Source organism: Cupriavidus sp. H39, assembly GCF_050271075.1.
GTDB classification, from domain to species: Bacteria; Pseudomonadota; Gammaproteobacteria; order Burkholderiales; family Burkholderiaceae; genus Cupriavidus; species Cupriavidus necator_B.
The window spans coordinates 1,653,152-1,673,613 of sequence record NZ_CP189848.1 but is presented as its reverse complement, the minus strand read 5'-3'; the positions used below and the strand labels follow the sequence as shown (position 1 = coordinate 1,673,613).

General features: G+C 67.9%; 21 protein-coding genes. 8 read left to right on the top strand and 13 right to left on the bottom strand.

The genetic code is table 11. From position 1 onward, the window contains the following. Positions 1–194: 194 nt before the first annotated feature. From ACOCMH_RS23225 to ACOCMH_RS23210, 4 genes are all read left to right on the top strand, one after another. The gene (locus ACOCMH_RS23225) at positions 195–482 is read left to right on the top strand and encodes a hypothetical protein (RefSeq protein ID WP_427313205.1); all 288 of its coding nucleotides are present in this window, start codon (positions 195–197) and stop codon (positions 480–482) included. Then, positions 479–790 carry a hypothetical protein gene (locus ACOCMH_RS23220; protein WP_427313204.1) on the top strand — a complete coding sequence of 104 codons (312 nt, stop codon included), beginning with the start codon at positions 479–481 and terminating at the stop codon, positions 788–790. Before ACOCMH_RS23225 ends, ACOCMH_RS23220 begins: the two co-directional genes overlap by 4 nt. Before the next feature lie 7 nt (positions 791–797). After that, the gene (locus ACOCMH_RS23215; RefSeq protein WP_427313203.1) at positions 798–2,447 is read left to right on the top strand and encodes a PepSY-associated TM helix domain-containing protein; all 1,650 of its coding nucleotides are present in this window, start codon (positions 798–800) and stop codon (positions 2,445–2,447) included. A gap of 123 nt (positions 2,448–2,570) precedes the next feature. Continuing rightward, positions 2,571–2,810, top strand: a complete 240-nt coding sequence (locus tag ACOCMH_RS23210) for a DUF2789 domain-containing protein (RefSeq protein ID WP_427313202.1) — start codon at positions 2,571–2,573, stop codon at positions 2,808–2,810. Between the two features lie 13 nt (positions 2,811–2,823). On the opposite strand, the gene ACOCMH_RS23205 is transcribed toward ACOCMH_RS23210, so the two are convergent. From ACOCMH_RS23205 to ACOCMH_RS23185, 5 genes are all read right to left on the bottom strand, one after another. After that, entirely contained in the window at positions 2,824–4,047 is a 1,224-nt protein-coding gene (locus ACOCMH_RS23205) for a cystathionine beta-lyase (RefSeq protein WP_427313201.1), read from the bottom strand. Positions 4,048–4,201: 154 nt separating this feature from the next. After that, positions 4,202–4,822 carry a hypothetical protein gene (locus ACOCMH_RS23200; RefSeq protein ID WP_427313200.1) on the bottom strand — a complete coding sequence of 207 codons (621 nt, stop codon included), beginning with the start codon at positions 4,820–4,822 and terminating at the stop codon, positions 4,202–4,204. An 8-nt stretch (positions 4,823–4,830) separates the two neighbouring features. Next, positions 4,831–6,015 (bottom strand): beta-ketothiolase BktB, encoded by a 1,185-nt coding sequence (bktB, locus tag ACOCMH_RS23195; RefSeq protein ID WP_427313199.1) that lies wholly within the window; start codon positions 6,013–6,015, stop codon positions 4,831–4,833. A 115-nt stretch (positions 6,016–6,130) separates the two neighbouring features. Next, the gene (rimO, locus tag ACOCMH_RS23190; RefSeq protein ID WP_427313198.1) at positions 6,131–7,510 is read right to left on the bottom strand and encodes a 30S ribosomal protein S12 methylthiotransferase RimO; all 1,380 of its coding nucleotides are present in this window, start codon (positions 7,508–7,510) and stop codon (positions 6,131–6,133) included. A 158-nt stretch (positions 7,511–7,668) separates the two neighbouring features. Next, a complete protein-coding gene (locus ACOCMH_RS23185) occupies positions 7,669–8,637 on the bottom strand; it encodes a tRNA dihydrouridine synthase (protein ID WP_427313197.1) in 969 nt (322 codons plus the stop codon). A gap of 225 nt (positions 8,638–8,862) precedes the next feature. On the opposite strand from ACOCMH_RS23185, the gene ACOCMH_RS23180 reads away from it, so the two are divergent. After that, positions 8,863–9,162 (top strand): type II toxin-antitoxin system RelE/ParE family toxin, encoded by a 300-nt coding sequence (locus tag ACOCMH_RS23180; RefSeq protein WP_427313196.1) that lies wholly within the window; start codon positions 8,863–8,865, stop codon positions 9,160–9,162. A gap of 3 nt (positions 9,163–9,165) precedes the next feature. Beyond that, positions 9,166–9,456: an addiction module antidote protein gene (locus tag ACOCMH_RS23175; protein ID WP_427313195.1), complete on the top strand. Its 291-nt coding sequence runs from the start codon at positions 9,166–9,168 to the stop codon at positions 9,454–9,456. 48 nt (positions 9,457–9,504) lie between these two features. Here ACOCMH_RS23175 and phaR read toward each other — a convergent pair whose 3' ends face one another. The 4 genes from phaR to phaC all read right to left on the bottom strand — a co-directional run bounded on the left by phaR (position 9,505) and on the right by phaC (position 14,335). Then, positions 9,505–10,056, bottom strand: a complete 552-nt coding sequence (phaR, locus tag ACOCMH_RS23170) for a polyhydroxyalkanoate synthesis repressor PhaR (protein WP_427313194.1) — start codon at positions 10,054–10,056, stop codon at positions 9,505–9,507. Between the two features lie 423 nt (positions 10,057–10,479). Then, positions 10,480–11,220, bottom strand: a complete 741-nt coding sequence (locus tag ACOCMH_RS23165; protein WP_427313193.1) for a 3-ketoacyl-ACP reductase — start codon at positions 11,218–11,220, stop codon at positions 10,480–10,482. A 68-nt stretch (positions 11,221–11,288) separates the two neighbouring features. Further along, positions 11,289–12,470 carry an acetyl-CoA C-acetyltransferase gene (locus ACOCMH_RS23160; RefSeq protein WP_427313192.1) on the bottom strand — a complete coding sequence of 394 codons (1,182 nt, stop codon included), beginning with the start codon at positions 12,468–12,470 and terminating at the stop codon, positions 11,289–11,291. A gap of 83 nt (positions 12,471–12,553) precedes the next feature. Beyond that, positions 12,554–14,335, bottom strand: coding sequence for a class I poly(R)-hydroxyalkanoic acid synthase (phaC, locus tag ACOCMH_RS23155; RefSeq protein WP_427313191.1), 1,782 nt, complete (start codon positions 14,333–14,335; stop codon positions 12,554–12,556). Between the two features lie 466 nt (positions 14,336–14,801). Here phaC and ACOCMH_RS23150 point away from each other — a divergent pair, with 466 nt between their 5' ends. Continuing rightward, positions 14,802–15,029, top strand: coding sequence for a hypothetical protein (locus ACOCMH_RS23150; protein WP_427313190.1), 228 nt, complete (start codon positions 14,802–14,804; stop codon positions 15,027–15,029). Positions 15,030–15,040: 11 nt separating this feature from the next. Here ACOCMH_RS23150 and pgeF read toward each other — a convergent pair whose 3' ends face one another. Both pgeF and ACOCMH_RS23140 read right to left on the bottom strand, forming a co-directional pair. Continuing rightward, entirely contained in the window at positions 15,041–15,844 is an 804-nt protein-coding gene (gene pgeF / locus ACOCMH_RS23145) for a peptidoglycan editing factor PgeF (RefSeq protein WP_427313343.1), read from the bottom strand. After that, positions 15,828–17,081: an RluA family pseudouridine synthase gene (locus tag ACOCMH_RS23140; RefSeq protein ID WP_427313189.1), complete on the bottom strand. Its 1,254-nt coding sequence runs from the start codon at positions 17,079–17,081 to the stop codon at positions 15,828–15,830. Before ACOCMH_RS23140 ends, pgeF begins: the two co-directional genes overlap by 17 nt. Positions 17,082–17,098: 17 nt before the next feature. On the opposite strand from ACOCMH_RS23140, the gene ACOCMH_RS23135 reads away from it, so the two are divergent. Further along, on the top strand, positions 17,099–17,929 hold the full coding sequence (locus ACOCMH_RS23135; protein ID WP_427313188.1) for an outer membrane protein assembly factor BamD: 831 nt from the start codon (positions 17,099–17,101) through the stop codon (positions 17,927–17,929). 79 nt (positions 17,930–18,008) lie between these two features. Here the strand turns inward: ACOCMH_RS23135 and ACOCMH_RS23130 are convergent, their stop codons facing one another. Further along, positions 18,009–20,186 (bottom strand): ATP-dependent DNA helicase, encoded by a 2,178-nt coding sequence (locus tag ACOCMH_RS23130; protein WP_427313187.1) that lies wholly within the window; start codon positions 20,184–20,186, stop codon positions 18,009–18,011. A gap of 70 nt (positions 20,187–20,256) precedes the next feature. Then, entirely contained in the window at positions 20,257–20,460 is a 204-nt protein-coding gene (locus tag ACOCMH_RS23125; RefSeq protein ID WP_114135277.1) for a DUF465 domain-containing protein, read from the bottom strand. Positions 20,461–20,462: the final 2 nt, after the last annotated feature.

Here is a 20,462-nt window from a genome sequence, read left to right as displayed (position 1 = left end):
TCGCTGCCGCTTACCCCGCGCTTGCCTGCTGAATCGTCCGCGCCGCCCGGGCGCGGTCCGCACGCGCCGATCGCCGCGCGAGCGTCTGTTCCAGTGCAGTGAAATCCCGCCCAAGGGACGTCCGGCCGACGTAGCGCTTGCGAAGTCAAATGCGAATCATTATTATTAATGTTTCGTTGATCTGACATTGCCCCATGCAAGTACTGGCCGTTCTTCTCGGCCTGGCTGCGGCAGCGTGCCTGTACCTGGCCGCGCCCAACCAGGTGTTGCTGCCGCCCGGCATCCTGACCCGGCCGCGGCTGGCGGGCTGGCTGGGGCTGGCCCTTACCTGCGTCAGCACGTGGCTGTGGACCGTTACCGACGGCTGGCCGGTCGCGCTCGCTGCCAGCCTGGTCACAGTGCCTTGCGCGCTGTCGGTGTGGCCGTTCATCGGCACCTATGCGGCACGCCGTCGCCACGGCGCGCGGGAGCAGCGGGCATGAGCGCGGACGCATCCGGCATGGGCACCAAGTGGCTGGCTGGCGCGCTGCTCGGGCTCCCGCTGGCGGTAGTCCTGTGCACGCTGGCGATCCTGGGCCTGCCAGGTGGCTGGGAGACCGGCCTGGTCGCCGCCGTGGTGGCGTGTCTGCCCGTGTGGGTCGGCATCATCAGCGCCAGCCTGCTGTTCCGTTCCAGCCGCAGCGCGTGGCTGTGGCTGGCCGGCGCCAACCTGCTGGGCTTCGGCGCGCTATGGGTGCTGCGCCTGGCCGGCTTGGCGCCGGCCGCACTCGCCGCCGTGCCCGCCTCCTGAGACCATCATGAAAACCGCAACCCTGCGCCTGTACCAGACGCTGCATACCTGGGTCGGCCTGATGGCCGGCTGGGCCCTGTTTATCGCCTTCTTTGCCGGGGCGGTCACCGTGTTCCACCACGAGCTGCACGTCTGGCAGTCGCCGTCGCGGCTCAAGGGCAGCGCGCCGGTCGAGGCCAGCGCCGATCCGGCCGCGGTCGACCGCTTCATGCAGAAGCTGGTCGCGATCCACCCCGAGGCCGCGGCCAGCGCCTACGTGATCATGCCATCGGAGGGCGAGCCGAATATCTCCGCCTACTGGCAGGACCAGGCCGGCGAGTGGCAGATGACCACCGATGCGCGCCTGGCCGGTAACCCGGCGATGCAGCGCGACACCTCGCGCGACCACGTCATGGGCGAGCTGTCGGCCTTCCTGAACAGCCTGCACTACTCGCTCGGCATCCCGGTCGGCGGCATTTATTTCATGGGCGCGATCTCGGTGCTGTACGGGCTGGCGCTGGTGTCCGGCGTGCTGCTGCACCTGCCGCGACTGAAGAAAGACCTGTTCGCGGTGCGCCCCGGGCGCAACCTCAAGCGATTCTGGATGGACACCCACAATGTGCTGGGCCTGTTCAGCCTGCCCTTCCACCTGGTCTTTGCCATCACCGGCGCGCTGTTCTGCCTGTCGCTGGTGCTGATGATGGTGTTCAACACGCTGACCTTCGACGGACGCCTGTTCGAGGCGGTGCCACGCGCCACTACCGCGGTGCCGGAAGTGGCCGCGGCGGGCCGCGCGGTGCCGACGCTGCCCGCCGCCAAGCTGATGCAAATTGCGCGCGAACATGGCGGCGAGCGCTTCACCCCGGAATCGTTCCGCTTCCAGCGCTACGGCGACGCCAACGCCGTGGTCGAAGTGCGCGGCACCAGCACGCGGGCGCTCGGCAACCTCGGCTCGGTCGGCATCCACGCCGCCAGCGGCGAGCCCAACGCCGGCCAGCTGACCGCCAACCAGACCGCCGGCGCGCGCGACAGCAACCACGGACTCTACAGCGCGCTGTACGCGCTGCATTTCGGCACCTTCGGCGAGCTGCCGGTGCGGCTGGTCTACCTGCTGGCCGGGCTGGCCGGCGCCTTCCTCTTCTATTCGGGCAACCTGCTGTGGATCGAATCGCGGCGCAAGCTGCGCCAGGCCGAGCAGCCGCGCGTGCACCGCCTGCTGGCGCAGGCCACCGTGGGCGTGTGCATCGGCTGCTGCATCGGCGTGGCGCTGTGCTTCCCGGCGGCGCTGCTGTGGCCCGGGCGCGCCGTCAGCCAGACCTATTTCACCGCGTTCGGCCTGGCTTGCGCCTGGGCCTTGCTGCGCCCTCCGGTGCGCGCCGCGGTGGAGCTGCTCTACGCCGCCGCGCTGGCGGCGCTGACGGTGCCGCTGTCGAATGCGATCCTGACCGGCGATCACCTGCTGCACAGCATCCCCAGCGGGCACTGGGTCATCGCGGGCTTTGACCTGGGCGCAATCGCGCTGGCCGCGGGCTTTGTCGCCCTCGCCCGCGCCACCGCGCGCCGCGCCCGCAGCGGGCCGGCGGAGTCGGTCTGGGCCATGCCGCAGGCAGCGCGGGCACATCAGGCCGCCGGGGCCGCCGGCGGTGGCAGGGCGATGTCCGGCACGGATACGCGCTGAAGCACCGGCGCCGGCTCAATAAAAACGGACGCCGCGGCGTCCGTTTTTATTGAGCCGCGCCGCCGCACCGGTCCGGTGGCTGCCCTACACTACCTGTGGCCAACCATAGCGAGCCCGACCATCATGGAACCGACCTTCCACCAGTTTTCAGAACTGTTCGCCCAGCTCGGCCTGGCCTCGGACGAAGCCAGCATCCGCGCCTTCATCGGCAAGCATGCGCCGCTGCCCGAGACCATCGAACTGGCCGAAGCCCCCTTCTGGACACCCGCCCAGGCCACGCTGCTGCGCGACGAGCTGCTCGACGACGCCGACTGGGCCGAAGTCGTCGACCAGCTCAACCTGGCGCTGAGACAGCCAGCCTAGCGCCGCCGGCCGGCTACGCGGCCAGCGTGGCCTCCAGCGCCTGGCGCAGGTCGGCAATCAGGTCGCGCGTGTCTTCCAGGCCGATATAGAGCCGCACCAGCTCGCCGGTATCGTGCCAGCCGGCCGGCGGCCAGGTTCCCGCCGGACGCATGCCCTCCACGTGATACGGCACCGCCAGGCTGTGCGCGCCGCCCCACGACCAGCCGATAGCGAACAGCCGCAATGCCTCGACGAAGGCATCGACCTGCTGGCGGGTATAGCGCTCGCGCAGAATGATGGCGAACAGCCCGCTGGCGCCGGTGAATTCACGCCGCCAGTTGGCATGGCCCGGGCAATCCGGTAGCGCGGGATGCAGCACGCGCGCCACCTCCGGCCGCTGGCGCAGCCATTCGGCGACCTCGCGCGCGGCGCGGTCATGGGCCGCGAGACGCACCGGCAGGCTCGGCAGGCCGCGCAGCACCAGGTGGCAGTCGTCGGCGGACACGCCCCAGCCCATCAGCATGCGGGTGCGCTTGAGCCGGCCGTGCAGGGCATCGTCGCAGGTCAGCACCGCGCCCATCAGCACGTCGCTGCCGCCCGACTGGTACTTGGTCAGGGCCTGCACCGAGATGTCGACGCCCAGCTCGAACGGGCGGAAGTAGACGCCGGCCGACCAGGTATTGTCGATCGCGGTCAGCACGCCGCGCGCGCGCGCAGCGGCGACGATGGCGCCGCAGTCGGGCACTTCCATCGTCACCGAGCCGGGCGACTCCATCCAGATCAGGCGCGTGTTCGGCTGGATCAGCGCGGGCACCGCCGCCGCGTCCATCGGGTCGTAGTAGCGTACGGTGACGCCGAAGTCGCGCGCCAGCCATTCGCCGTGGTCGCGGTTGGGGCCGTAGACGTTATGCGGCACCAGCACGTCGTCGCCGCTCTTCAGCAGCGCGAAATACACCAGCGAGATCGCCGCCAGGCCCGACGGCTGCAGCAACGCGTGGCGCGCGCCCTCGATCAATGCCAGGTGCTGGCACAGCGCCTCGCTGGTGGGGGTCGCATGCAGGCCGTAGCGCCAGTACGTGGTGGCCCCGTCGCCATGCGCGCGCAGTTCGGCGAGGTTGCGGAACACCACGGTCGAGCCGCGGTGCGTGGCCGGGGAGAACGACGCAAAGCCGGGCGCGATGTCCAGCTCGGGCTGGACCGCAACGGTTTGCAGGTAATGGGCGGGGGCTGCGGGCTTGTCGGATGGCGAATCGGACACGGCGGTTTCCTTGCTGGCTGCTGGCCGGCCGCGGCGCGCTGCACGGGCGGTATCGCCCCGGCAGACGCGCGGCACAGTCAGGCGTGAGACGCGATGAGCGTTCGAGCTTACCAGCAAATGCCGCCCGCGCCACCGGACCGCATCACGAAAGGGCTTACCAGCCGGAAATCGACGATTTCGGCGGCGGCGGCGCGTAGGTGACGCCGCTGTTGGGCGTCATGTCGAACGGCGGAATCACCAGCATGCCCAGCGGGCGGATGAAGAACGGCAGCACGATGGCGGGATTGAAGGCATCGGTCCAGGTGCCGCGCACGGCGCCGCTGGCATCGATGGTGCCTTCCCAGTTGCCCGATACCCGGGTGCCGTCGTCGGACTCTTCCATCAGGAAGGCGCCGTCCTCCCACTCGCCCGCCAGCAGGCGCACCCCGGCGCCACGGCCGCTGTACTCGCCGCGCACGCTGTCGCGCTCGTCGGGCTTGGGGCCCAGGCGCAGGCGCACCGGCTGGTCGCCGACCTTGCCGACATAGACCGGCAGCGACGCGTATTCGGGCCGCGGTGCCAGCGCCCTGGCGGCGCCGGTCGACAGCGTGGCGCCGCGGCGGGTCTCGCCGTCGCGGATGGCCTGGTTCAGGCCCAGGGCTTCACCGCCAGCGGCGGCACTGTTCACCGGGCCGGTCGACAGCTCGGTGGCCGGCGCCGCCTGCGCCGCGCCCGCCAGGGCGAGCGCGGCGGCGGCGCCAAGCGTCGTGCAGAGGTCCGTCAAGGCCACGCGCAAGGCAATCCTCAGATCCGTTCGAAGATGGCGGCGATGCCCTGCCCGCCGCCGATGCACATGGTCACCAGCGCGTAGCGGCCTTGCACGCGGTTCAGTTCGTGCAGCGCCTTCACCGTGATCAGCGCGCCGGTGGCGCCAATCGGGTGGCCCAGCGAGATGCCCGAGCCGTTCGGATTGACCTTGGCCGGGTCCAGGCCCAGGGCCTTGGTCACGGCGCAAGCCTGCGCGGCGAAGGCTTCGTTGGCTTCGATCACGTCCAGGTCCGACACCTGCAGCCCGGCACGCTCCAGCGCGATCTTGGTCGCCGGCACCGGGCCGATGCCCATGGTCTTCGGATCGACGCCGGCATGGCCGTACGACACCAGGCGCGCCAGCGGCTTCAGGCCGCGGCGCTCGGCCTCGGCACGCTCCATCATCACCACCGCGGCGGCGGCATCGTTCAGGCCCGAGGCATTGCCAGCCGTGACCGTGCCGTTTTCCTTGACGAAGACCGGCTTGAGCTTGGTCATGTCGTCGATGGTGGCGTCATGGCGCACATGCTCGTCGGTGTCGAAAGTGACCTCGCCCTTGCGGCCCTTGCTCACCACCGGGACGATCTGGTCCTTGAAATAGCCGGCCTTGATCGCGGCCGAGGCGCGGCGGTGCGATTCCAGCGCGGCCTCGTCCTGCTGCGCGCGCGAGATGTCGTATTCCTTGGCCACGTTCTCGGCCGTGACGCCCATGTGGATGCGGTGGAACGGGTCGTGCAGCGCGCCCAGCATCATGTCGACCAGGCTGGCATCGCCCATGCGGGCGCCCCAGCGGGCCGCCGGCGCCAGGTACGGGGCGCGGCTCATGCTTTCGGCACCGCCGCCGATGGCGATGTCGGCATCGCCCAGCAGGATGGTCTGCGCGGCGCTGACAATGGCCTGCAGGCCCGAGCCGCACAAGCGGTTCACGGTCAGCGCGGGCGCGTTGACCGAGACCCCGCCGTTGACCGCCGCGACGCGGCCCAGGTACATGTCACGCGGCTCGGTCTGGATCACGTTGCCGAACACCACATGGCCGACGTCGTCGCCCGACACCTGCGCGCGGGCCAGCGCCTCGCGCACGACCAGCGCGCCCAGTTCGGCCGGCGCCACGTCCTTTAGGCTGCCGCCAAAGGTTCCGATGGCGGTGCGAACACCGCTTACCACTACGACTTCACGCGTCATGACTGTCTCCATGTGGGTTATGTTGCACCGCACAGTATAGCGGTGCCGGGGCCGAAGCGAACGATCGTACTTTTACCTAATGGCGCCGTTTCCGGCATCGTCCGGCGGGACTAGCTCAGACCTCGCCCCACAGATCGTGGCCGTCGGCCCCGGTGATGCGCACGTCGACGAACTCTCCGGCGCGGTAGCGTTGCGAGGTGCGCTGCGCCGGCGCGATATACACGAGGCCGTCGATTTCCGGCGCATCCGCCGACGACCGGCCGATGCCGCCGTCCTGGTTGACTTCGTCGACCAGCACGCGCAGGGTCTGGCCGACCTTGCGCTGCAGGCGGCGCGCGGACACGGCCTCGGCCACTTCCATGAAGCGGGCGCGGCGCTCCTCGCGCACCTCGTCGGGCAGCGCGCCCGGCAGGTCGTTGGCCGTCGCGCCTTCCACCGGCGAGTAAGCGAAGCAGCCGACGCGGTCCAGCTCGGCCTCGGCAATGAAGTCGAGCAGGGTCTGGAACTCGGCCTCGGTCTCGCCCGGGAAGCCGGCGATAAAGGTGCTGCGGATAGTCAGTTCCGGACAGATCTCGCGCCAGGCGCGGATGCGATCCATGGTCTTTTCGGCGTTGGCCGGGCGCTTCATGCGCTTGAGCACGTCCGGGTGCGCGTGCTGCAGCGGCACGTCCAGGTACGGCAGCACGTGGCCGTTGTTCATCAGCGGGATGATTTCGTCGACGTGCGGATACGGGTACACATAGTGCAGGCGCACCCAGGCACCGTACTGCGCGGCCAGCTCGCCCAGCGCCGCCACCAGTTCTGTCATGCGGGTCTTGAGCGGGCGGCCGTTCCAGAAGCCGGTGCGGTACTTGACGTCGACGCCATAGGCGCTGGTGTCCTGCGAGATCACCAGCAGTTCCTTGACCCCGGCCTTGAACAGGTTCTCGGCCTCGAGCATGACTTCGGCCACCGGACGCGAGACCAGGTCGCCGCGCATCGACGGGATGATGCAGAACGAACAGCGGTGGTTGCAGCCCTCGGAGATCTTCAGGTAGGCGTAGTGCTTGGGCGTCAGCTTGATGCCGGCGGCCGGCACCAGGTCGGTGAACGGGTCGTGCGGCTTGGGCAGGTGCGTGTGCACCGCCTGCATGACCTCGCCCAGCGCGTGCGGACCGGTCACGGCCAGCACCTTGGGATGCACCGACGACACGATGTCGTGGCCCGACGCGTCCTTCTTCGCGCCCAGGCAGCCGGTCACGATGACCTTGCCGTTCTCGGTGAGCGCCTCGCCGATGGCGTCCAGGCTTTCCTGCACGGCTTCGTCGATAAAGCCGCAGGTATTGACCACCACCAGGTCGGCGCCGTCATAGGTGCCGCTGATGGCGTAGCCCTCGGCGCGCAGCTGCGTGATGATCTGCTCGGAGTCGACCAGCGCTTTCGGACAGCCAAGGGAAACGAAGCCCACACGCGGACTTTGGTCTTTCTGGTTCGTTGCTTCTGAGGGGTTTTTCACAATGGAATCCGAATGGGGGGCAAGCCGCGGCGGCCGGTTCATTCCTTTATGGGAACGAGGCGCCAGGCGAAAAGCGAATCGCGCATTTTACCCGTTTGCAGGCGTTTGCCGGCGCCTGACTCACGACATCGGGAAAGACGGTCGCGGTAACGTCTACGTCACTCCGCCAACGCCGCCACGCCAGGCTGGCTGCGCAGCACCTGCTCGATCTCCAGCGAATCCTGCATGCGGCGGATCGCGGCATGCAGTTCGCCGGCCTGCGGCCAGGTGCGCTTGAGGTAGCTGAGCCAGAGCTTCACGCGGCCGTGCTCATGGCAGGACGCGATGCGGGCATGCAGCTTCTTCAGGTACGTCGCGATCTGGCGCAATACCAGCGACCATTCTTCGCCGGACGGCGTGCTGTCCATCAGGCCGCGGATGCGCAACGCCAGGAACGGGTCGGACACGGCACCGCGCCCGATCATGACATCGGCACAACCGCTGACCTCGCGGCAGCGGGCCCAGTCCGCCACCGTCCAGACTTCGCCATTGGCAATCACAGGGATGTCCACCGCTGCGGCTATCCGTGCGATCCAGTCCCAGTGGGCCGGCGGCCGGTAGCCGTGGTCGCGCGTGCGGGCATGCACCACCAGCGAGGCCGCGCCGCCTTCGGCCAGCGCGGTAGCGCAGTCGATGGCGAGCGCGGTATCCGAGACGCCCAGCCGCATCTTTGCCGTCACGGGGATATCGGCCGGCACCGCGGCGCGCACTGACGCGACGATCCGGTTCAGCAGCGCAGGATTGGTCAGCAGCATCGCGCCCCCGCCATGCCGGTTGACGACCTTGGCGGGACAGCCGAAGTTCAGGTCGATGCCATGCGGCGACAAGGAGGCGGCGTAGGTGGCATTGCGCGCGAGCCACTCGGGATCGCTGCCCAGCAGCTGGATCACCATCGGCGTGCCGCTGCGGGTATAGCCGCCGGACAGGATCTCCGGGGTGTCGCGCTCGTAGACCCGCGCCGGAAGCAGCGAGCCCGTCACGCGCACGAACTCCGACACGCAACCGTCGTAGCCGCCGGTATCGGTCAGGACGTCGCGCAGGACATAGTCGGCAAGCCCCTCCATCGGGGCCAGGAACAGCCGGCTCATGACAAGGCGCGCGCCGCAGGCAGCGGCGCGTGGCAAGGAAACTGGAAAACTTGGGACATGGGACGCCGCGCAGATATGGCGAGTCCCAAACTGAGCCGCCGCTGAGAGAGTTGCGTATGACAGGGCCCCGGACGGGGCAAAGCGCGCATTCTACCTGCTTTGGGATTGGCCTGTTTTTCGGGGATCGGCGATTCCGGCATTGTAGCCCAACGGCTACGGTGTGGTATGCTCAGTATCCGCACAACCCGAACGTTCGACCGCTGGTACTCGGCCCTGCGCGACAACACCGCCAGGATTCGCATTCAGGTCCGAATCGACCGCATGCTGAACGGCAGTTCCGGAGACGTGAAGGCCCTGGACGGTGGTATCAGTGAAATGCGCGTGGATCACGGCCCCGGCTACCGCATCTATTTTCAGAAACACGGCAAGCTCCTTGTCATTCTTCTCTGCGGAGGCGACAAGTCGACCCAGCAGGCTGATATCGACAGGGCACGCCACCTCGCGGCACACCTGGATCTGGAGTGAGCTATGAAAGAAACCACCCGCCCCTGGGACTCCGCCGCACAACTTCGGAACGAGCAGGAAATTGCCGCCTACCTGGACGCCTGCCTGGCCGAAGCGGGAGACGACGACCGGTTCATTGCCTACGCGCTTGGCGTGGTCGCACGCGCCCGCGGCATGACGCGGCTGGCGCGTGAAACCGGCCTCTCGCGTGAAAGCCTTTACCGTTCGCTGTCGGGCGAAGGCAATCCGGAGTTCGGGACGATCTGGAAGGTGATGCGAGCGCTGGGCATACGGCTGCATGCGAGCGCAGGCTAGCCGTTGCGGACAGGGTATGGCGGGCACCTTGCCCGCCGCCGCGGCCTGTTACTTTTTGTCCTGCTGGTTGAACGGGAAGGTGCCGAACATGTTCTTGGCCTGGTTCTGCATCTGCTCCTGCATCTGCACGAACAGGTTCTTGCTCTGCTCGATGTAGTTGCTCATCATGCCCTGCATCATCGGGCCCTGCATGTTCATGAATTGCGACCACATGTCCGGGCTGAAGGCTTCGCCGGAGTACAGGCCCTTGGAGTTCTCGGCCAGCTTGTTCTGGATGTCGATGAAGGCCTGGATGTTCTTTTCCAGGTAGGTGCCCATCATGCCCTGCATGGCATGGCCGTAGAAGCGGATGATCTGCGACAGCATGGCGCTGGAGAACATCGGCACGCCGCCGGTCTCTTCCTCCAGGATGATCTGCAGCAGAATGCTGCGCGTCAGGTCGTCACCGGATTTGGCATCGACGACCTTGAAGTCCTCGGTATCCATCACCAGCTGCTTGACGTCGGCCAGGGTGATATAGGTGCTGGTCTGGGTATCGTAGAGCCTGCGATTGGGATACTTTTTGATCAGTCGCTCTGCGCCTTTTTTGGTCGTGGCCATCGGTGCTCTGTCCTTGTGTCGTCGCTGTTTGCGCGCTGCTGCACCGCATGGGGTGCAGTGCGCAAATCGGTACCGCCCGCGCCATCTGCCGTGCTCGTGCCGGCCCTCTTGCAGCTGTTCGCGCATGTGCTGCGCGCCGCGGCCTGCCGTCTCGCCCCCGCGAGGGCCATGCTGCACGACTATGGTGCTGGCTGCGCCGCTGCCCTGATTCTATGCCCAACAAAGCACTAAGAAAAGCGACTGGACTTAAGGAAAACCCGGTGAACCGGGACACCGCCCGCTGAATACCGCCCGCCTGGAAATGACTCGCGGGCCATGACGGCCCGCGTAACCGGCGGCGAAACCCGAGGCACGCCGCCTTGTGCGCCGCGCTGGCTGCACTGCAAAACGCGGCTGCCGGCGCGGCTGGCTGAGAGTGCCAGGTCAGCCCATGTGCAGGCCGCCGTTGAGCGAGAAGTCGGCGCCGGTCGAGAAGCCGGACTCGTCCGACGACAGCCAGGCGCAGATCGAGGCGATCTCTTCCGGCTCGCCGAGGCGCTTCACCGGGATCGTGCCGATGATCTTGTCGAGCACATCCTGGCGGATGGCCTTGACCATGTCCGTGGCGATGTAGCCCGGCGAAACGGTGTTCACCGTCACCCCCTTGGTCGCCACCTCCTGCGCCAGCGCCATGGTAAAGCCGTGCAGGCCGGCCTTGGCGGTGGAGTAGTTGGTCTGGCCGAACTGGCCCTTCTGCCCGTTCACCGACGAGATATTGACGATCCGGCCCCAGCCGCGGTCGGCCATGCCGTCGATCACCTGCTTGGTGACATTGAACAGCGAGGTCAGGTTGGTGTCGATCACCGCGTCCCAGTCGGCGCGGGTCATCTTGCGGAACACCACGTCGCGGGTGATGCCGGCGTTGTTGATCAGCACATCGACCTCGCCGACCTCGGCCTTGACCTTGTCGAATGCCGCCTTGGTCGAGTCCCAGTCAGCCACGTTGCCTTCCGACGCCACGAAATCGAAGCCCAGGGCCTTCTGCTGCTCCAGCCACTTTTCACGGCGCGGCGAATTGGGGCCGCAGCCGGCCACCACGCGAAAGCCATCCTTGGCCAGCCGCTGGCAAATGGCAGTCCCGATACCACCCATGCCGCCGGTCACATACGCAATGCGCTGAGTCATGTCCACTCCTTGATTGGCTTTTCGTTATTTGATGCCGGGCGCGCGCGATGCGCAGCCCGGCACACCCCTTAATTGCGCTCGACCGCCAGCGCCACGCCCATGCCGCCGCCGATGCACAGCGACGCCAGGCCCTTCTTGGCATCGCGACGCTTCATTTCGTGCAGCAGCGTCACCAGGATACGGCAGCCCGACGCGCCGATCGGGTGGCCGATGGCGATGGCGCCGCCGTTGACGTTGACCTTGGCGGTATCCCAGCCCATTTGCTGGTGCACGGCCAGCGCCTGCGCGGCGAAGGCCTCGTTGATTTCCATCAGGTCCAGGTCCTGCGGGGTCCAGCCCGCGCGCGACAGGGCGCGCTTGGACGCCGGCACCGGGCCCATGCCCATCACCTTCGGGTCCACGCCGGCGTTGGCGTAGCTCTTGATGGTGGCCAGCGGGGTCAGGCCCAGCTCCTTGGCCTTGGCGGCCGACATCACCACCACCGCCGCGGCGCCGTCGTTCAGGCCCGAAGCGTTGGCCGCGGTCACCGAGCCGGTCTTGTCGAAGGCCGGCTTGAGGCCGGACATGCTGTCCAGCGTGGCGCCCTGCCGCACGAACTCGTCGGTCTTAAACGCCACCGGGTCGCCCTTGCGCTGCGGGATCAGCACCGGCACGATCTCTTCATCGAACTTGCCGGCCTTCTGCGCGGCTTCCGCCTTGTTCTGCGAGCCCACCGCGAATTCATCCTGCGCCTCGCGCGTGATGCCGTATTCCTTGGCCACGTTCTCGGCGGTGATGCCCATGTGGTACTGGTTGTACACGTCCCACAGGCCGTCGACGATCATGGTGTCGACCAGCTTGGCATCGCCCATGCGGAAGCCGTCGCGCGAGCCCGGCAGCACGTGCGGCGCGGCGCTCATGTTCTCCTGCCCGCCGGCCACCACGATCTCGGCGTCGCCGGCCATGATGGCGTTGGCCGCCAACATCACGGCCTTCAGGCCTGAGCCGCACACCTTGTTGATGGTCATGGCCGGGACCATGGCCGGCAGGCCGGCCTTGATCGAGGCCTGGCGCGCCGGGTTCTGGCCCGAGCCGGCGGTCAGCACCTGGCCCATGATCACTTCGCTGACCTGGTCCGGCTGGATGCCGGCACGCTCGAGCGCGGCCTTGATGACCAAGGCACCCAGTTCCGGCGCCGGGATCTTCGCCAGCGAGCCGCCAAATTTGCCAACCGCGGTACGGGCCGCGGATACGATGACAACGTCAGTCATGGTGTAGTCCTCTCAATGGAAACAGGGACCCGCAAGCCCGCCGGCGCCTCGCGCAGGGCGCGCGCCGGCGGGACATGCGGGGATCAAGCCTTGGCTTTCACGTATCGCCCAGGCGCGGGTTCGATCGCAGGATAGCGCGCGTTGCCGTACTCCGCAGGCGCGGCTCGCTTGGCGCCGGCATGGCCGGCCAGCCATGCCGACCAGTCCGGCCACCAGCTGCCGTGGTGCTCGGTGGCGCCGGCCAGCCATTGCTGCGGCGACGCCGGCAACGCGTCATTGGTCCAGTGGCTGCGCTTTTTCTTCGCCGGCGGATTGATCACGCCGGCAATATGGCCGGACGCGCCCAGCACGAAGCGCAGCTGGTTCTTCAGCAGCGCGGTCGAGGCATAGGCCGCGGTCCACGGCACGATATGGTCCTCGCGCGAGCCGTAGAGATAGGTCGGCACGTCGATGCTGCCGAGGTCCACCGGCGCATTGCATACGGTCAGCTTGCCGGGCACCTTCAGCTCGTTCTGCAGGTAAGTATGGCGCAGGTACCAGCAGTACCACGGCCCCGGCAGGTTGGTCGCGTCGCCGTTCCAGAACAGCAGGTCGAACGGCACCGGGGTGTTGCCCTTCAGGTAGTTGTCGACCACATAGTTCCAGACCAAGTCGTTCGGGCGCAGGAACGAGAAGGTGTTGGCCAGCTCGAGCCCGCGCAGCAGCGCGCACGGCGCGCCGGCACCGCCGCCGAGCGTGGCCTCGCGCAGCTGCACATGGCCCTCGTCGACGAAGACATCGAGGATGCCGGTGTCGGCAAAGTCCAGCAGCGTGGTCAGCAGCGTCAGGCTGGCCGCCGGATGCTCGCCACGCGCGGCCAGCACCGCCAGCGCCGTGGAAATGATGGTGCCGCCGACGCAGAAGCCCAGCACGTTGATCTGGTCCTGGCCGCTGATGTCGCGCGCGACTTCGATGGCGCGGATGGCCGCGTTCTCGATGTAGTCGTCCCACGTGCGCGAGGCCATGCTGGCATCGGGATTGCGCCACGACACCAGAAACACCGTATGGCCCTGCTCCACCGTATGCCGCACCAGCGAGCTTTCCGGCTGCAGGTCAAGGATGTAGTACTTGTTGATGCAAGGCGGCACCATCAGCAGCGGCCGCGCGTGGACCTTGGCGGTGAGCGGCTTGTACTGCAGCAGCTGGAAGTATTCGTTCTCGTAGACCACCGCGCCTTCGGTCACCGCGACATTGCGGCCCACTTCAAAGGCGGTCTCGTCGGTCTGCGAGATCTTGCCGCGCGTCAGGTCTTCCATCATGTTGCGCACGCCGGCGCGCAACGATTCACCGCCCGATTCGATCAGCAGGCGCTGCGCTTCCGGATTGGTGGCGAGGAAGTTGGCGGGCGACATCGCATCGACCCACTGCGAGATCGCAAAGCGGATGCGCTGGCGCGTCTTGGCATCGGCTTCGACAGCGTCGGCAAGTTCGGTCAGCGCGCGCGCGTTGAGCAGGTAGAAGGCGGCAGCGTAACGGTACGGCACGTTGTTGCGCCACGCATCGCCGGCAAAGCGACGATCGTGAAGTGGGCCGGTGCCATCGGGCTTGCCCTCGGCCAGCGCTTGCCACAGCGCCGCGAAGTCCTTCATGTAGCGCTGCTGGATGTCGGCCAGCTGCGTCGGCGCGATCTTGACGCCTGCCAGCGAATCGAGTCCGGGGATGCCGGACATCATGCCCGATGCGGCCGCATGGCCGTTGCCTTCAGTGCCCTGCCACTGGCGGGACCATTCCAGCCATGTGGCTGGATCGAATGGCCCCGGCGTGAACTTGGGTGGTTGGGACTTGCCTTCCTGCGTGGAAGCTGCCGCACCTTTGCCGGTCGCCATGATCAAGTTTGTCTCTCTGCCGTCACTATTCGAACCGGCTCGGGGCATTGCCCTGGCCGGCACTCTGGATGGGGAGATGCTATCCGAATGGACCCGGCTCCAGTCCCCCGCATGCGGGAGGGTCGGCCGGCACATCTGCCCTGGAACTGGCCTGGAACCCGGGCCAGGTCATGCGCGGCCAGGGCTTGCATCCATTCCGATAGCGGCTCCCCATTATCCGGCGGCATATCCGGCGACATCCGGCGGGCACGAGTCCTCGGCCGCCAGCGCCATGCGTTATGCTTGCCGGAAAAACCTGGGAATCGTTAGCGATTCCGAGACATTCGAGGCCATTGTTGCCTTGCAACGCGCACGCTGTCAATGCGGATATCCGCCCCGGCGTGGCACGCCGCCCGACCTACCGGACGGTATGCAGCGCACGCACCTGCCGAGGCCATCGAGCATAGGCGAGAAGGATGAAATTCTGATGTACATCGTGGCCATTGGCTGGCTCTACGTGGCGCTGATGATGGCGATCACCGAGCACAACGTGGTGGCGGGCGTCGCCACCTTCGTGATGTATGGGGTCGCGCCGGTCGCGCTGGTGCTCTACATCATGGGCACGCCGGGCCGGCGCCGGCGCAAGGCCGAAGCCGAACGGGCGCAGGCGACGGGTGACACGGCCAGCGAGGCGACGAAGGGCGCGGACGAATAAGGCAGCCGCGCTCAGTCGGCCAGCCAGACCAGGCTGGCCATGCGCCCGGTCACACCGTCGCGCCGGTAGGAGTAGAAGCGGTCGGCATCGGCAACGGTGCAGGCATCGCCGCCGTGAACGTCGACACAGCCCGCGCGGGCCAGCCGCGTGCGTGCCAGCGCATAAAGGTCGGCAAGGTACTTGCCTCCGGCCCCGCCACGGAACGCTGCGGCAACCGCGGCCTGTTCGTCCGGTCGTGCCTGCGCGAGAAAGGCTTCGCGCACTTCGGCGCCCACCTCGAAGGCCTCGGGGCCGATCGCCGGTCCGAGCCACGCCAGCCAGCGCATGGCAGCGCCGCCGGCGGCTGCCTGCATCCGCGCCAGCGTGGCCTCGATCACGCCGTTGCAGAGGCCGCGCCAGCCGGCATGCGCGGCGCCCACCACCGTGCCCTGCGCATCGCACAGCAGCACCGGCAGGCAATCGGCCGTCATCACGGCGCAGACGTGGCCCGGCGCCAGCGCCAGGCTCGCATCGGCCTGCGGCACGGCGTCGGTCGCTGCCGCCACATGGTCGACGGTGGCGACGGCGCAGCCATGCACTTGTTCCAGCCATTGCGGCATCGACGGCAGGCACGCGGCCAGCCGCGCGCGGTTGCGCGCCACATCGGCCGGATCGTCGCCAACGTGGGTGCCGAGGTTCAGGCCGCCCGGCATGCCGCCGGCAAGCCCGTACGGTGCCTGGCTGACACCGCCCTGGCGCGTGGTCGACAGCGCGCGCACGCGCGCCGGCGCCGGCCAGTCGGGGACCAGCCACGCAGGATCAGGCGTCGCGCTCATCGGCATCACCGTCTTCGTCATCGTCATCGCCAGCGTATTCCCAGTGCGCTTCGCCGCCTTCCCACACTTCGTCCCAGGCCTCGTCCTCGTCATCAGCCTGCGCGCTTTCAAAGTCCAGCGCATCGATCAGCGCCTGCAGGTCTGCGGGCGGCTGCGCGGTCCATGACATGTGCTTGCCGGTTGCGGGATGCACCAGGCCGAGCTGGTAGGCATGCAGCGCCTGGCGCGCATAGGGCACCGGCAGCGGCACGCGGATCGCGGGACGCTGGCCGCGCTGGGTGGCGCGGAAATAGACCGGGTCGCCCACCAGCGGATGGCCGATGGATTCGAAATGCACGCGGATCTGGTGGGTGCGGCCGGTCTCGAGCTTGCACATCACCATCGACACGAAGCCACGCCCGAGCGGCACCGTGGCCAGCGTGCGGAAATGCGTGCGCGACGGCTTGCCGCTGGCGGTATGCACGATCGCCATGCGCGTGCGCTCGCGCGGGTCGCGGCCGATGGGCGCGTCGATGGTGCCTTCGTCGTAGGTGCGGCCCCACACCAGCGCGATATAGGTGCGCTTGACGGTGCGCGCCTGCAGCTGACGCACCAGGTCGGTCTGCGCGGTCAGCGTGCGCGCCACCACCATCAGCCCCGAGGTTTCCTTGTCGAGCCGGTGCACGATGCCCGCGCGCGGCAGCGACCCGGCACCGGGGTAGCGGTGCAGCAGGCCGTTCAGCACGGTGCCGCTCCAATTGCCGGCGGCCGGATGCACCACCAGCCCGGCGGGCTTGTCGATCACCAGCAGCGTGTCGTCCTCATAGACTACGTCGAGCGGCACGTCCTCGGGCGCGAACGCGGACGATTCCGGCGCGGCCTGCGGCTGGATCTCGATGCGGTTGCCCATCTGCACCGCGTCGCGCGGACGGCGCACCTGGCCGTCGACGCGCACCGCGCCGCTTTCGATCCACTGCTGCAGGCGGCTGCGCGAAAACTCGCTGAAGTGACGCGCCAGCAATTTGTCGAGACGCTCGCCGTGCGAGGCGCTGTCGACCTCCAGCGACAGGGTCACGGCCGGCTCGGCACTGGCGGCGGGCGCCTCGACGGCGTCGTCGAATGCCTCCGGGTTGTCCTCGAAATCGGCCACCGCCGCGGCGGCGCGCACCCGTTCGGGTGGCAGTCCTCCCACGCCTTCTCCGGCTTCCGGGTTGGTCTGGGGGCTTGGGCTATAATGCTTGACGCTATTTTTCTTCATCCGGGATACGATTGCCCATGCAATTGCAGAGCATGAAACGCGCGCGCTGGCGCACGACAATAGGAGCGGTTCTGCTCGCAGGCGGCTGCGTCATGCTGTCTGCATGCGGCCTGCTCGCGGACCAGCCCGACGAGACCGCCGGCTGGTCGGCCAACAAATTATATTCGGAAGCCAAGGATGCCCTCGATGGCGGCGACTACACCCGCGCCGTCAAGCTGTATGAAAAGCTCGAAGGCCGCTATCCGTTCGGCCGCTACGCGCAGCAGGCGCAGATCGATACCGCCTACGCCAACTACAAGGATGGCGAAACCGCAGCGGCGCTGGCGGCGGTGGACCGCTTCATCCAGCTGCACCCGAACCACCCCAACATCGATTACGTCTACTACCTGAAGGGGCTGATCAACTTCAACGACAACCTCGGCTGGCTGGGCCGCTTCTCGGGGCAGGACCTGAGCGAGCGCGACCCCAAGGCCGCGCGTGCCGCCTACGATGCCTTCCATACGCTGATCACGCGCTACCCGGACAGCAAGTACACGCCGGACGCCACGCTGCGCATGCAGTACATCGTCAATTCGCTGGCCCAGCATGAAGTGCATGCCGCGCGCTACTACTTCCGGCGCGGCGCCTACCTCGCGGCCGTCAACCGTGCCCAGCAGTCGCTGAAGGACTACGACGGGGCACCGGCCAACGAAGAGGCGCTGTACATCATGATCCGCTCCTATGACGCGCTGGGCATGAAGGACCTGCGCGACGACACCGCCCGCGTGATGGAGAAGAATTTCCCCGAAAGCGACTTCATCAAGTACGGCGCACGCCGCAAGGACAAGTCCTGGTGGGAAGTGTTCTGACGCCGCAACGCCAGCGGCCATAAAAAACGGGACGTGTCGGATGACCGTCCCGTTTTTCTTTTGCCGTGGCGCGTGGCGATCAGTTGGCGGCCGAATCCTCGGCACCGGTTTCGGCCGGCGTCTCAGCGGCCGCCTTGGCCGGTCCGCGCAGCGACTCGAGGAAGCGCACCACCGTGGCCGCCTCGCGCGTGCGCGTGAACGGCGGCAGGCTCTGCCAGATCTGGCGCCCGTAAGGCTTCTCGACCAGGCGCGTGTCGAAGATCGCCAGCACGCCACGGTCCGATTCCGAGCGGATCAGCCGCCCCGCCCCCTGCTTGAGCGTGATCACCGCATGCGGCAGCTGGTGGACCGCGAACGGGCTCAAGCCCTTCTTCTGCAGCACTTCCATGCGCGCGGCCAGCACCGGGTCGTCGGGTGGCGCGAACGGCAGCTTGTCGATGATCACCAGCGACAGCGCCTCGCCGCGCACGTCCACGCCTTCCCAGAAGCTCTGGCTGCCGACCAGCACCGCATTGCCCAGTTCGCGGAAGCGGTCCAGCAGCTCGGTGCGGCTGGCCTGGCCCTGGACCAGCAGGGGCAAGTCCAGGCCGCGCTCGGCAAAGGCGTCATAGAGCAGGTCCGAGGCACGCTGCACCGCGCGCAGCGTGGTGCACAGCAGGAAGGTGCGCCCGCCGGCCGCCTCGATCAGTGGCAGCCCCGCCTGCACCACGGCGTCGGTGAACTGCGGCGACTGCGGCGCGGGCATCTCGCGCGGCACGTACAGCAGGCCCTGCTTCGCGTAGTCGAACGGGCTGGGCAGCGTCAGCGAGCGGTCCTTGTCCAGCCCCAGCTGCGCGGCGTAGTGGGTGAAATTGCCCTTCACCGACAGCGTGGCCGAGGTGAAGACCCATGCGCGCGGCTGGCCGTCGCGCTGGCGCGTGAAGATCGGCGCGATCGACAGCGGCGTGCGGTGCAGTTGCACCGTGTGCGAGAACACCTCGACCCAGCGCACGGTTTCGGGGCCGGCAGCGACGGCCGGCGCGGCCCTGTCCTCGCCCTCGCCCTCGCCTTGCGGCTGCGGCGCCGGCGCCGGCGCGGCATCGGCGCGCCATGCCGCCAGCTTGTTGGCCAGCTCGAGCGCGCGGCGGTGGCATTGCTGCAGCGATTCGGCACGCTCGGCCTGGCTTTCGAGCATCGCGACGAAGTCTGACAGCGCCGCGTCCAGCGCATCGAGGGTCTCGTTGAACGGTTCGGCGATGCGGCGATCGGCTTCGATCTGGCCCAGCGCCAGGCGCGCGTTGTCCTTGCTGAAGGCCAGGCGCAGATCGCGCGTGGCACGCTCCAGCGGCGCCGCCAGCGCCACCCAGTCCACCGCATCGCGCGCATGCGACAGGCCTTCGGCCACGGTATCGCGCGCGATCTCCAGCAACTGGCTGGTCGACAGCGTCTCGCCGAAGAACAGCGTGGCGGTCTCGGGCAACTGGTGCGCTTCGTCGAAGATCACGGTATTGGCCGTGGGCAGCAGTTCAGCCATGCCGGTGTCGCGCAGCACCACGTCGGCAAAGAACAGGTGGTGGTTGACCACCACCACGTCGGCCTGCTGCGCTTCCTTGCGCGCGCGCATCACAAAGCAGTCCTTGTAATGCGGGCATTCGGAGCCGAGGCAGTTATCGCGCGTGGAAGTCACCATCTGCCACACGGGGGCGTTTTCAGGCACCGCGGCCAGTTCGGCCTTGTCGCCGGTGGCGGTTTCCTTGATGAAGCGCCCGATCTCGCGCAGCCACGCCGCATCCTGGCGCGAGGCCAGCCGGCCGCCGGCCTGCGCGCGTTCCAGGTGGTAGTGGCAGACATAGTTGGCGCGGCCCTTGAGCAGCGCCACCGACACCGGCACATTGAGCGCGTGGCGCACGGTCGGGATATCGCGCAGGAACAACTGGTCCTGCAGGTTCTTGGTGCCGGTGGACAGGATCACCTTGCCGCCCCACAGCATGGCGGGCACCAGGTAGGCGTAGGTCTTGCCGGTGCCGGTGCCGGCCTCGACGATGACGGAATCGTTCTGCGCGATCGCGTCGGCGACGGCCTCGGCCATCTTGTGCTGCGACGCGCGCGGCCGGTAGCCGGGAATGGCCTGGGCCAGCGTGCCGGTATCGGCAAAGATGGTGGCGAGCTCGGCGCCGCGGCTGGCGCCGGCGTCGGCCGGCGCGGCATGCGTGGGCGCCGCGGCGGCGTCCGCGCCGGTGTCATCGGGCAAGTCGGTGGAATCGATCAGATCGGACAAGGCTGCAGGAAAGTTGTATGGGCCGCCGGGCGCTGCCGGCGGCGATCGGCGGGCCTGGGCGCGATGGCGCTCAGGCTGGCACGTCGGGTTCGAGCTGCAGCTGCAGCAGCGTGATGGCGTCCTTCAGCTTGAGCCGGCGCTTTTTCAGCCGGCGCAGCTGCAATTCGTCATGGACCGCATCGCCGGCGAGCCGGTCGATCAGGAAGTCGAGATCGCGGTGCTCGATCTGCAACTCCATGATGCGGCGTTCCAGGGTATTCAGGTTGCTGTCCATCT